General features: G+C 36.3%; 15 protein-coding genes. 9 read left to right on the forward strand and 6 right to left on the reverse strand.

Features of this window, described 5'->3' with window-relative positions; translation table 11 throughout:
* Positions 1–4: 4 nt before the first annotated feature.
* The 3 genes from CJF12_RS10810 to CJF12_RS10820 all read right to left on the reverse strand — a co-directional run bounded on the left by CJF12_RS10810 (position 5) and on the right by CJF12_RS10820 (position 3,252).
* Positions 5–952 (reverse strand): PorP/SprF family type IX secretion system membrane protein, encoded by a 948-nt coding sequence (locus CJF12_RS10810; RefSeq protein WP_034686746.1) that lies wholly within the window; start codon positions 950–952, stop codon positions 5–7.
* A 51-nt stretch (positions 953–1,003) separates the two neighbouring features.
* Positions 1,004–2,068 (reverse strand): RluA family pseudouridine synthase, encoded by a 1,065-nt coding sequence (locus CJF12_RS10815; protein WP_034686743.1) that lies wholly within the window; start codon positions 2,066–2,068, stop codon positions 1,004–1,006.
* Between the two features lie 71 nt (positions 2,069–2,139).
* Positions 2,140–3,252, reverse strand: a complete 1,113-nt coding sequence (locus CJF12_RS10820) for a PASTA domain-containing protein (protein ID WP_034686740.1) — start codon at positions 3,250–3,252, stop codon at positions 2,140–2,142.
* Positions 3,253–3,407: 155 nt separating this feature from the next.
* Between CJF12_RS10820 and CJF12_RS10825 the strand changes: the two genes are divergently transcribed.
* From CJF12_RS10825 to CJF12_RS10840, 4 genes are read left to right on the forward strand one after another with little or no spacing between them, the layout of a single operon-like run.
* Positions 3,408–4,400, forward strand: coding sequence for a D-alanine--D-alanine ligase (locus CJF12_RS10825; RefSeq protein WP_034686738.1), 993 nt, complete (start codon positions 3,408–3,410; stop codon positions 4,398–4,400).
* A 1-nt stretch (position 4,401) separates the two neighbouring features.
* Positions 4,402–4,866 (forward strand): pantetheine-phosphate adenylyltransferase, encoded by a 465-nt coding sequence (gene coaD / locus CJF12_RS10830; RefSeq protein WP_034686736.1) that lies wholly within the window; start codon positions 4,402–4,404, stop codon positions 4,864–4,866.
* A 35-nt stretch (positions 4,867–4,901) separates the two neighbouring features.
* Positions 4,902–5,255, forward strand: a complete 354-nt coding sequence (locus tag CJF12_RS10835; protein ID WP_034686734.1) for a four helix bundle protein — start codon at positions 4,902–4,904, stop codon at positions 5,253–5,255.
* 49 nt (positions 5,256–5,304) lie between these two features.
* Positions 5,305–5,937 carry a trimeric intracellular cation channel family protein gene (locus CJF12_RS10840; protein ID WP_034686732.1) on the forward strand — a complete coding sequence of 211 codons (633 nt, stop codon included), beginning with the start codon at positions 5,305–5,307 and terminating at the stop codon, positions 5,935–5,937.
* Between the two features lie 60 nt (positions 5,938–5,997).
* On the opposite strand, the gene CJF12_RS10845 is transcribed toward CJF12_RS10840, so the two are convergent.
* Together CJF12_RS10845 and CJF12_RS10850 are read right to left on the reverse strand one after the other, a co-directional pair.
* The gene (locus CJF12_RS10845; RefSeq protein ID WP_034686730.1) at positions 5,998–6,567 is read right to left on the reverse strand and encodes a hypothetical protein; all 570 of its coding nucleotides are present in this window, start codon (positions 6,565–6,567) and stop codon (positions 5,998–6,000) included.
* Between the two features lie 75 nt (positions 6,568–6,642).
* The gene (locus tag CJF12_RS10850) at positions 6,643–7,137 is read right to left on the reverse strand and encodes a dihydrofolate reductase (RefSeq protein WP_034686727.1); all 495 of its coding nucleotides are present in this window, start codon (positions 7,135–7,137) and stop codon (positions 6,643–6,645) included.
* Positions 7,138–7,211: 74 nt separating this feature from the next.
* On the opposite strand from CJF12_RS10850, the gene CJF12_RS10855 reads away from it, so the two are divergent.
* The 5 genes from CJF12_RS10855 (at position 7,212) to CJF12_RS10875 (ending at position 11,585) form a co-directional block, all read left to right on the forward strand.
* Positions 7,212–7,820 carry a LemA family protein gene (locus tag CJF12_RS10855; protein ID WP_034686725.1) on the forward strand — a complete coding sequence of 203 codons (609 nt, stop codon included), beginning with the start codon at positions 7,212–7,214 and terminating at the stop codon, positions 7,818–7,820.
* Positions 7,817–8,248, forward strand: a complete 432-nt coding sequence (locus CJF12_RS10860; protein WP_034686721.1) for a TPM domain-containing protein — start codon at positions 7,817–7,819, stop codon at positions 8,246–8,248. Before CJF12_RS10855 ends, CJF12_RS10860 begins: the two co-directional genes overlap by 4 nt.
* Complete coding sequence (locus CJF12_RS10865) at positions 8,229–9,026, forward strand: TPM domain-containing protein (protein WP_034686719.1); 798 nt, start codon at positions 8,229–8,231, stop codon at positions 9,024–9,026. Before CJF12_RS10860 ends, CJF12_RS10865 begins: the two co-directional genes overlap by 20 nt.
* Before the next feature lie 136 nt (positions 9,027–9,162).
* The gene (locus tag CJF12_RS10870) at positions 9,163–9,684 is read left to right on the forward strand and encodes an NAD(P)H-dependent oxidoreductase (RefSeq protein WP_034686717.1); all 522 of its coding nucleotides are present in this window, start codon (positions 9,163–9,165) and stop codon (positions 9,682–9,684) included.
* Positions 9,685–9,698: 14 nt separating this feature from the next.
* Entirely contained in the window at positions 9,699–11,585 is a 1,887-nt protein-coding gene (locus tag CJF12_RS10875) for a monovalent cation:proton antiporter-2 (CPA2) family protein (RefSeq protein ID WP_034686715.1), read from the forward strand.
* Position 11,586: 1 nt separating this feature from the next.
* Here CJF12_RS10875 and CJF12_RS10880 read toward each other — a convergent pair whose 3' ends face one another.
* Positions 11,587–12,405 (reverse strand): head GIN domain-containing protein, encoded by an 819-nt coding sequence (locus CJF12_RS10880; RefSeq protein WP_034686712.1) that lies wholly within the window; start codon positions 12,403–12,405, stop codon positions 11,587–11,589.
* Positions 12,406–12,438 lie beyond the last annotated feature (33 nt).

Here is a 12,438-nt window from a genome sequence, read left to right on the forward strand (position 1 = left end):
TTGATTAATATCTATATCCTCTATGATTAATGAAGTTATCAAAATTATAACCCAGTCCAATCATAAAGCTATTACCACCATACGTCTGAATATCAGATAATCCAAGGTTATAGGTAGCTCCTACCATAAACTTATTAAATCTCACTTTCACAATCGGTGAAATACTTAACTGCTGGTTGTCAAATCTGTTTTGAACTGTTCTATAGCTTACCCCGAAAGAGAATGAGTTGATATCATTAAAAAACGTTGCCATTAGGTTACCATCAATTGTTCTTGTAGAATTGGTATTTAAATTAACCAACACAGACGGTGTTACATACATATTGTCTGCAAAATGCCAGTCATACCCTAAGTTTAAGAAGAATTTAATTGGCGACGGCTCACGTCCGTTAACAATAGATTCATCATTCGTCAAAGCAATATCGTTAACAGAAACTCCTCCGAAGAGATTTTTAAAGGTAGCCGCCAAACCAAAGTTAGCATAAGCCATGAAAATATTTCTTTCTCCTTCTAATAATGGGTCATATCCATCCTCTGTGTGAAGTTTTGAATAATCAAAGTTCATATTATAAAAACTAACGCTTGTACCAAAAGAGAACTGGTCTTTTCTTTCTCCCTCGCTACTTAATGGGATAAAATAAGAAGCACCCGCTGTAATCCCACCTGCAGAAATAGGCCCATTACTATCTCTAAAAACAGATATCCCTGCACCAACTCTGTCAAAAATATTAGCATTGATCCCTATTGATTGTACATTAGGGGATTCGTTAAATTTTGAAAATTGTTGTTGATAGTTAAGGTTGAGCTGAACATAGTCTGTTTTACCGTATTGTGCCGGGTTGAACAGAAACTCACCATCTAAAAGATATTGTTGATAATATGGTAATGTTTCTTGTGCTTTGTATGCATTTGACAAAAGAGCCAAACACACTATAGCATATAGTTTTCTCATAACAAATCTTGATTTCAATTCAACAAATATAAAAAAAATCTCAATATATTTTTAGTTTTCTAAATATTTTCTCCATTTTTTTACGGCATCCGCCATATCTTGAGGCATTGGGCTCTCAAAATATAATTCCTGTTTTGTCGTCGGATGTATAAATCCTAAAGTGTGGGCATGAAGTGCATGTCTAGGAAGAATTTCGAAAACATTTTTAATAAACTGCTTATATTTCGGTAAATTAACCCCTCTTAACGGCGTATGTCCTTCATATCTTTCATCATTGAATAAAGTGTGGCCGATATGTTTAAAATGAGCTCTGATCTGATGGGTTCTTCCGGTCTCCAGTTTACACTCTACCCAGGTCATATATCTGAATCGTTCGAGAACTTTATAATGGGTAACGGCATGCTTCCCATGACTTCCATCTTCATAAACCGACATCTGCATTCTATTCTTAGGATGTCTGCCTATATGTCCTTTTATGGTTCCTTCGTCTTCCTGTACATTACCCCAGACAAAAGCCCAATACAATCGCTTGGTCTTTCTTTCAAAAAATTGTTTTGCGAGGAAGCTTAATGCATATTCGTTTTTAGCAATTACCAACAGTCCTGAGGTATCTTTATCAATACGATGTACAAGCCCTACTCTATCTAAATCTGATTTTTCTCCATTTTTGGCAAAATGAAATGCCAAAGCATTTACTAAGGTACCATCCCAATTTCCAAAGCCCGGATGTACCACCATTCCTGGCTCTTTATCTACCACTGCCAAATCATCATCTTCATATATAATATTAATAGGAATATCCTGAGGAATAATTACATTTTCTCTTGGCGGATGAGCAAGAAGAACGGAAATCTGATCTCCCGGTTTTACTCTGTAATTTTGTTTTACCGGAATTCCATTAACTACTACATTTCCAGCTCTGCAGGTTTGAGAAATTTTATTTCGTGAAGAATTTTGTCTGTAAATTAACAGGAACTTATCTATTCTTAAAGGCTCCTGGTTTTTGTCAACAGTGATATTAAGATGCTCATACAATCCTTTATTTTCCTCATCAATATCAATATTGTTGGAATCTAATAATTCTTCATCTAAAAAATCTTCGTTATCTTCTGTCATGATTTTTACTTTTTACACAAAAGGCTTCAACATAATAAGTTGAAGCCTATATTTTTTATAATAAATAACTTTTATTCTACTACGACTTTCTTAGCTTTAGGCTTTTGAGCCGGTTGTTGCGCAGGACTAGTAGTCGCTGCCTTATTGTTACTTCCCGTATTATTTCCCGAAGGAGTACTGGTAGAAGTTTTAGGTTTATTGTCCGTCGTTTTAGGCTTCGCTTCAGTAGTTACCGGTTTTGTTGCAGCAGCTTTTGGAGCTTCCGTCTTAGCCGGTTCTACTTTAGGAACTTCTTTTTTATGAATTGGCACCGGAGCTGGTTCATAAACAGGCTCCTGATGAATTGGAACTTCCTGATATTGTATCGGAGGAAGAGAAGTATCCACTTTCATACGATATATCGAGTTCAATTCTTCAATCTTGAATCGAAGTTCAGCAGGTGTTTTCTTACTAGCCCAAAGGTCGATCTGCATTCCCTGGTCCCTTACATCTCCCGAAGCAGGATCCTGATAATAGATAATATCAGATTCATCCTTACTTCCGTCTTCATGTTCTACCAATCCTACTTCAAATAAACTTCTGGCAATAACTGCACGGGCATCTTTCACAGTATACCCCACCACATTAGGAATGGTAATATTTCTCATAGGTCCGGAACCTACTACCAGGTCAATGGTAGAAAATCTAGGAATCAACGATCCCGGCTTCACTACATTTCCTTTAAATAATATTCTAAGTATAGCATCTTTCTGGATACTAGGTTCAAAAATAGTATCACCTACCTTCAAACCAACCTGATCTATTCTCTGGAAGGCTAATCCTGAATATTTATTAATAACATCTGGAACTGCGACAGGAGCCCAGCTTCTAGGATTTACCATTAAATGAATAGCCCGGCCATCTTTTACATGAGAGCCAGGTGATGGTGACATTTTAAGAACCTGAAAAGGTCTGTATTTAGGATCATAAGTAGCACTATCTACCTCATAACCAAGTCCGGCATCATCTAATATTTTGACAGCTTCGTGTACAGATCTATTAACAACATTGGGAACCGGTATTTCCTGACCGTGATTGGTGTGATATTCTAACCAACGAAACGTAAGCCATACCAACCCCACAAAAACACCGATGGCTACTAACAAGTTCAACAAAACTTTCCAATTGAAAAGTGATTTAAGCATACTTAAAAATACTTTAATTATATGGCAAATATAGCTAATAATTTTAGAATGTACTTTTTATTTAACACATTTCATATTTGGCTTCAAAATTTTGAATTTTCCCTTATTGCATTACATAAAATGATTAAATTTGCCTTAATTGATACTATATGGTTATGAGCAAAAAAAGTGTTGCCGTAGTTATGGGAGGCTATTCTGATGAATATGTCGTTTCTTTAAAAAGCGGTCAATTAATTTATGACTCTTTAGACAGGGATCTATATGATGTTTATAAAGTAGTTGTTTTAAAAGAAAAGTGGTATTTTCTGGATCAAAATAATAAAGAATACCCTATCAACAGAGGTGACTTCTCTGTAACATTAGAGAATAATGAACAATTAAAATTTGATGTCTGCTTTAATATTATCCACGGGACACCGGGTGAAAATGGCATCCTCCAAGCTTACTGGGATGCAATAGGCCAAACCTATACCGGATGTAGTTTTTATCAGAGTGCTTTAACATTCAATAAAAAAGATACCTTAGCTGTATTGGCAAAATATGGAATTCCTTCAGCAAAAAGTGTCTATCTGAAAAAAGGAGACCCTATCAATGCAGATGAAATTGTAGATGTTCTTGGCCTTCCATTATTCGTTAAACCTAACCAATCAGGATCTTCCCTTGGAATATCCAAAGTGAAAGATAAGTCTGAATTGCTGCCAGCTACTGAAATTGCTTTTAAAGAAGATCAGGAAATTTTAATTGAAAGCTTCCTCGATGGAATGGAAGTTTCTGTGGGAGTAATCGATTTTAAAGGAGAAACTATTGTTTTAGGGATTACAGAAATTGTTCCTCAAAATGAATTCTTTGATTATGAGGCTAAATATGAAGGCGCATCAGAAGAAATTACCCCGGCAAGAATTGATGAAGCTACGACAAAAAGAGTAGAGGAAATTTCAAAACGGGCATATGACTCTCTTGGGATGAGCGGTTTTTCGCGTAGCGAATATATTTTAATGGATGGCATTCCATATATGCTGGAAATGAATACCAATCCTGGATTCTCTCCGGCAAGTATTTTACCTCAGCAGGCGAAACATTATGGAATTTCCATTATGGATCTTTGTGGAAATGAAGTTGAAAAAGCATTAGCGAAAAAATCGAATTGATATGAAAATTGCTGTTTTTCCAGGATCTTTCGATCCTATTACCCTAGGACATTATGACATTATAGAAAGAGCAGCTCCTCTTTTCGATAAGCTGATTATTGCTATCGGACAGAACTCTCAAAAGAGATATATGTTTCCTCTAGAGAAACGGATGGAGTTTATTCAAAATTCGGTTTCAGAATTTCCCAATGTGGAGGTAGATTACTTTGAAGGCCTTACTGTAGATTACTGTTTTGAGAAAAATGCTCAATTCATTCTCCGTGGTCTCAGAAATCCCGCAGATTTTGAATTTGAAAAAGCGATAGCTCATACCAACAGAACCCTGGCTCATAAAAAATTAGAAACCGTATTCTTACTTACCTCATCAGGAAAATCTTTCATCAGCAGTAGTATTGTAAGAGAAATCATTAACCACGGAGGTGAATATGAACTACTGGTTCCGGATTCAGTAAGAGTAGAAAAATAAGTAATGAGTAATGGGCAATGAGTAATAATAGTAGTATGGACTTTAACCAAACTTTTAGAGAAAGAACTAAAGATTTTTCAATTGCTATTATTAAATCACTTTCTTCATTACCTTACGCAGATGACATTGCTGTTATCAGAAAACAGATTATAAGATCGTCTACTTCAGTTGCTGCCAATTACAGAGCAATGTCAAGAGCCAGATCTGAAAAAGAAAGATTTGCCAAAATATGTATTGTTGTGGAAGAGATTGATGAAACACAGCTTTGGCTTGAAATCATTGAAGAATTAGAATATTTAGATTCAGAAAAAATTTTATTATTAAAATCAGAATGTGACGAATTAGTAAAGGTTATGACAAAATATAAATTCACTTTATCTCAAAAATAAATTACGTATTTTCTATTACTTATTACCAATTAATCATTATTCATAGTATATGCACGAACAGCTCAACTTTATTATAGAAGTGCTTGGAACCATTGCCTTTTCGATGTCGGGAAGTTTTGCGGCCATGCAAAAGCGTCTTGATCCTTTCGGGGTTCTGATTATTGCGTTTGTAACTTCTGTGGGAGGTGGAACTGTAAGGGATTTGCTTCTTGATCTACCGGTATTCTGGATGCATGATCTATTAACCTGCGCTGTTATTATCATCACCAGTATATTCACTATGGTTTTTAAGTCTTTAGAAAAGAATTTCCGGGTGACCTTATTTATTTTTGACAGTTTCGGGCTTGGATTATTTACCATTATTGGTGTCCAAAAAGGGTTAAATGTGAATATTCACCCCTTAATCTGTATTGGTTTAGGAACTATTACCGGTTGTTTTGGGGGAATTATCAGAGACATCTTACTCAACAGAATTCCTTTGATCTTTAGAAAAGAAATTTATGCAACAGCATGTATTGTTGGAGGTGCAGCTTTTCTGTTAATGACCAAATATACCAATATGTCCTACACTTTCATTCAGATCTTTACTATTCTACTGATTGTAGGAATACGGACTTTAGCTGTAAAATACCATTGGCAGATTCCAAAGTTTTATGGTCATGATCAAAACTCAGAAATGTAAATTATAGAATATAAAAAAAGCACCTTATTCAGGTGCTTTTTTATGTATTTGAATTTCTCGTTAGAAAAATTTCCCTCTTTGTCTCATATTAGGATTATGCATATGTTTTTGCATAGAAGGCATTTTCAACTGATCTTTCATCATTTTGATCTGATCAGTCATCATTCCTGCTGTATCTAATCTTTTAGCTTCTTCCAATAATTTTTGTCCCTCTTGTTTTCTTCCTTTGGAGATTGCAGAAGCAGCAAGATTTAATGTAGCCATTGCTCTGTCATGCTTCATGTTCAATCCATATTCCAATGCTTTTTTCATTAAAGGCTCTACCTTGGTAGGGTGTTCCTGAGCTAAAGTTAACCCTTGCAGATAATGGAAATATCCGTATTGTGATTTGTGTAATTGATTTTGATAGTTGGTAATTTTATTCAAATGGGTTACCGCTTTTTCCATATTCTGTTTTCTCAGTTGCCAGAATGCCAAAAGGATATATTCATTTTTAAAGAAAAGAAAAATAGGCAATGCTGCTAGGAGAAATATAACAATTCCCCAACCTAAACTTCTTGTAAAGAACATCAGATAAAGACCTGCGATAATAAGAAGTGCTGCGATTACAATTTTTACGTACTTATTCATTATTAAAATTTAGAAGTGCAAAGATAAAGAATTTAGAGATGAGAAGCTAGAAGTTGGAAGCTAGAATTTTCACAACTACTCGCTCTTAATTTTTTCAAAAGTCTGAAAGCAAAAATCATATTGATTTTTTTCGTCTTTTTCATGGCAGATCTCATCCACTTTCTTCCAGACCTTTCCATTGATTTTTGGAAAGAAAGTATCAGCTTCAAGATCAGCTTTTACTAAAGTTATCTCCAGCCTGTCTGCCATATCTATTGTCTGTTCGTAAATATTTCCACCACCGATAATAAAGACATTTTCATCAATTTTCTTAGCGAATTTCACAGCTTCTTTAATGCTTCCGACAATTAGAATCCCTTCCTCAAACCAGTCCTTCTTTCTTGAAATTACAATATTGGTACGATTGGGAAGCGGCTTTCCGATACTTTCATAAGTCTTTCTTCCCATGATGATCGGATGTCCCGAAGTTAAATCTTTAAAGTGCTTTAAATCCTTAGGAAGATGCCAAAGCAACTGGTTGTTAAAACCAATTTCATTCTTCTCTCCCATTGCTACCACAATTGTTGTCATTAAAATTATTTTCTGCAAAATTAGCACATAATTTGTATATTTGATTAGCACAAAAAATTTAAAAAAAATAAACTATGAAAAATAAAGGCTGTTTGAGCGCTGGAACTATCGGTATTGCTCTCCTTGTTATTGTTGCCGTTCTCTTCTTCTGGGGAAAAAGCGGATATAATAATTTTGTAACCAAAGAACAAAACGTTAATACCAAGTGGTCTAACGTGGAAACTGTTTATCAGAAGAGAGCCAACTTAATTCCTAATCTGGAAAGAACAGTAAAATCTTATTCAAAATTTGAGCAGGAAACATTGACCAAAGTTGTAGAAGCACGTTCTAAAGCAACCTCCATTAATATTGATCCTACCAATATGACTGAAGCAGATCTTGCAAAGTTCCAGGCTGCACAGGGAGAATTATCAGGAGCCTTAAGCAGATTAATGGCTGTTGTAGAATCTTACCCGAATTTAAAAGCGGATCAGCAGTATATCAACTTCCAAAGAGAATATACAGCTATTGAAAACAGTATCAGAACAGAAACTGTTTACTATAACGGAGCTGCACAAGATTACAATACATCGATTAAAACTTTTCCAAATAATATTTTGGCGAATTTCACAAACTTTAAAGAAAAGCCTTACTTCAAGGCAGAAGCAGGAGCTAATAAAGCACCTGAAGTTTTCTCTGAATGATGAGCAAATTCCTAACAAATCAGCAGATAGCTTCCCTTGTGGAAGCTATTCAGTCTGCGGAAGAAAATTCCACAGGCGAAATTAGAGTGCATATTGACTCCAATACGGAGATCCAGCATGCAGAAACGGCATTGGAGGTTTTTAAAAAACTAGATATGCATAAAACTGCGGAAAGAAATGCGGTTCTTTTTCACGTCAATTTCGAACAAAAGTATCTTACCATTATTGGTGATATTGGAATTCATGAGAAAGTACAACAGCAATACTGGGATCATCTGCATGATTTTATTACTTCTGAATTTGCAAAAGGAAATTATCATAAAGCTTTAAAAAGTGCCATTCTTGAAACTGGTCTTGAACTAAAAAAATACTTTCCTATAACAGGAGAAAACCCCAATCAACTCCCCAATGAAATTACGTTCTCTTAAAATAGTATTTTCATTTTTATTCATTTGCTTTTACAGTATTGTATCAGCACAATACAGCATTCCTAAAAAACCTGCAGTTTTATATCCGGTTTATGATGAAGCTAACCTTCTTTCACAACAGGAAAAAGATGCGCTTAATAATAAGCTGATTAAATTTGCAGATTCAACCTCAACGGAAATTGAAGTCATTATCATTCCAAGCACCAAAGGACAGGACATCAACTTCCTGGCAACCATGTTTGGTGAACAATGGGGAATTGGTAAAAAAGGAGTAGATAACGGTGTCGTTTTTCTTATTGCCACGCAAGACAGAACCATGTCTATCCAGCAAGGAAGAGCAGTAGAACAATATCTGACAGCATCGGTCTCCGGGCAAATATTAGATTATATCGTAACCCCAAAATTCAAACAGGGCCTATGGTATGAAGGTATCAACGGTGGTACCTCAGCTATTATGGAAGCGGTACAGGGAAAGTTCAAACCTGTAGCCAATCAATCCGGTGGAAGTGGAAGCGTTTCTAAAATTATTATCATTGCGTTTGTGATCTTTATTATCCTGGTAATTTTATTTGGAAATAAAGGTGGCGGTGGCGGAAACAATGACGATGATGACGTCATCATTACAAGAAGAGGACGTAGAAACTATCCTGGCGGATTCTTTCCGTTCCCGGGAAGCTTCGGCGGTGGCGGATTTGGTGGCGGCAGTTCCGGAGGTGGATTTGGCGGCTTCGGAGGAGGTGGAAGTTTTGGAGGCGGTGGCGCTTCCGGAGGATGGTAAAAAAAGTATATAAATATAAAACAGTCATCTCTTTGGCTGTTTTTTTATTTAACTTCTACAGAGAAAAATCTATAAAACACACTGAAAACTATGGGTAATCCATTATTTTTTTAATATATTTACTGAAAACAGGGTTATGAAAAAGACTTTGGTGGTTTTTGCACATCCGTATCTGGAGCACTCTAATTCGAATGTAGAGCTAATTAATTTCTATGTTCGCCATCAGCATTTTACCCTTCGTGATCTTTATGAAGACTATCCGGATTTTCACATTGCTGCATTCAGAGAAAGAAAACGACTGAACAGCTATGACCGTTTCATCTTCCAGTTTCCTATCATCTGGTTTGGAATGCCTCCCTTATTGAGATTGTGGATCGATGAAGTTTTTGATCGTGACTGGTTGAAAGAAGGAGAATATAATCCGTTGGAAGGCAAAGAAGTGTACATCCTGGTAACAACAGGAGGGAAAGAAAGATCCTTTACCAAAACAGGAACTTACCAATATACCATTGATGAGCTCATCAGTGGGTTGATTGTTTCTCTAAATGTTTTTAAAGCCAATATCAAAAATATAAAGATTGTTTACGAAGCCAATAAACTGACCAAAAAAGAAATTATCCTTCATAAGAAAGAATTTATGGAGCTTCTGAATCAATAGAATTTAAAATACACATGGAATCTACTCTAGCAATGAATACCTTACTTTTTTTGGGTGTAGCCATTATCATGGTTCCATTAGCAAGGAAATTTGGGTTAAGTTCAGTAATCGGATATATTGCCGGAGGAATTATCATCGGTCCCTATGTGCTTAAACTTACCGGAAAGAATGTTAATGACATTATGCACGCCAGTGAATTCGGGGTTATTATGCTTCTATTTTTAGTTGGACTGGAACTGGAACCTAAAAAATTCTGGGAAATGCGAAAAAAGATTGTGGGGCTGGGCCTTACTCAAATGTTGCTGACTATTTCTCTTTTATTCCTGGTCTTTATCAGTGTCGGATGGCAATTCGAAAGAGCCATTGCCATAGCCATGTGTTTTGCTTTATCATCTACCGCAATTGTTTTACAAACTTTACAAGAAAAGAATAACCTGAAAACAACTGCAGGTGAGGCTTCATTTTCAACTTTACTGTTTCAGGATATCGCAGTCATTCCTATTCTCGCCATTCTTCCTATTGTAGCCCATTATAAAGTAGATCATGAAGATAATGAAATACAGGTTATTATTCACAAGCTTCCGGAATGGATTCAGGCGGGTACCGTACTCTTTGGCGTAGCCTTTCTTATCTTGTTGGGAAGATATGTATTTGTTCCGTTTTTAAGATATATTTCAAAATCCGGAATGACGGAATTACTGACAGCCTCTTCCTTATTTTTGGTTATAGGTGTTTCAGAATTAATGATTCTTATTGGTCTCTCTCCTGCTTTAGGAGCATTCCTTGCCGGAGTGATGCTAGCCAACAGTGAGTTTCGTCATGAGCTGGAAGCGCAAATTGATCCGTTCAAAGGATTGCTACTGGCAGTCTTCTTTGTCAGTGTAGGTTCGACCATGAACTTTAATATCATCCAACAGGATCCCATATTCATTTTCAGTACCGTATTTGCTGTTTTATTTGTAAAATTTTTTGTGCTCTATGGAATTGGAAAGTTTTTCAAGATTGATACGCCACAGAGCCTATTTTATGCTTTTGCGCTCTCTCAGGTAGGAGAATTCGCCTTTGTCCTTATCAACTATACTTCGGATCTGTATCTTTTAACTCCCGAACTCAATGCTCAAATGATGGCGGTTACAGCTATTACCATGTGTATTACTCCTCTACTCCTGATTATAAACGATAGATTTATTACTCCTAAATTCATTAAAGAAGTACCGGAAGAAGAGCATGATTTTAATATCCTTGACAGTGATGTCAGCCAAAAGAAAATCATCATCGTCGGTTTTGGTCATTTTGGAAGTACGGTAGGACGTCTTCTTAAGGCCAATAAAATTCCTGCTACCGTTTTGGACAGGGATTCTGACCGGGTAAAATTATTAAGGAGCTATGGATTCAAAGTATATTACGGGGATGCCACCAGAATTCCGACTTTAAGAGCTGCCGGTATTGAAGACGCCGAAGTACTCGTTCTTTGCCTCGATGATGCCAATGACAATATGTTTATCGCTGATCTGGTTCGGGAGCATTATCCTAAAGTAAAGATCTTCGTAAGAGCAAAAAACAGGCTCGATGCTTATACTTATCTCAACAATGGCATTGATCATATTTATCGTGAAACATTGGGAACAGCGGTAGATATGGCTATTGATGTACTTCATGAAACAGGGATGAGAAAGTACGCAGCCAGACGTCTCGGTCAACGATTTATGGCCATTGATAAAGCTTCCATCCGAAAGCTGGCTAAAGCCAAAGAAGAGGATGAAATTCTCCAATTTACGACAAAAGAAATCCTCCAACGTGAGGAGGAATTACTGGCATATGACAACCTTAGATTTGACAATAAGGATTGGGAAGGCTCCCCATCAACAGAGGAAGACGAAGATGAGGAACCTGAAATTTAATTTATTGAATATTTACACTTCCACCGCTACTTTCCTCTTTATTCACGGATGTTACATTTCCTTTTTTATAAACGTCAACACTTCCTCCTGAAGAAGCATTCGCATCAACTTTAGTTGTTGCACTGACTTGTACGCTTGCTCCACTGGAAGCTTCAGCTTTCACATTTTCCGCCATAACATCTTTTGCTGAAATGCTACTGGCTGAAGAAGAAGTAAATTCAGCATTTTTTGCTTTTCCGGAAATACTGATGCTTGCAGCTGAAGAGGCTTCTACATCTAGATCAACAGCCCATATCTTGCCTTCAAAACTACTGCTGCTGTCTGCGTTTATATCCAAACTGTTAGCCTCAATATCTCCGTTAATACTTGCAGCACTGGATAGCTCTATGTTTGTCTTTTCCTGAGTAAATTTATCTTTAACCGTGATTTTTCCAGCTGAGTTGGCAATAAGCTTGGTGAAATCTTTCGTATAAATTTTCGCCGTGACATTATTGGTATTCATCACCCTGATTCCTGGCTTATAATGGATATGTAATTTTCCACCATTATTTTCTACTAAGACCTCATTAATAATAGCCTCCGGCGCTGAAATAACGACCCTTTCCGTTTCAGACTTGATCACTTCCGCATCAATAGCCTGAGATACTTCTATTTCATCAAAATCACCTTTAAATTCCTTTTCCTGAATAGGTCCTTGATCTTTATTCGTTATCTTGGAAGATACCCAATCACTTTTTTCATTGATTTTTCGCTCATACTTGCCATTACACGAGGATAGAATTGCAAAGGCTGAAAAAATAAAAAGAGTTGTTGTTTTCATGTTTTATCACTTTATAAATTAAGTTTTTAATAT

This window comes from Chryseobacterium piperi, assembly GCF_002285635.2.
GTDB classification, from domain to species: domain Bacteria; phylum Bacteroidota; class Bacteroidia; order Flavobacteriales; family Weeksellaceae; genus Chryseobacterium; species Chryseobacterium piperi.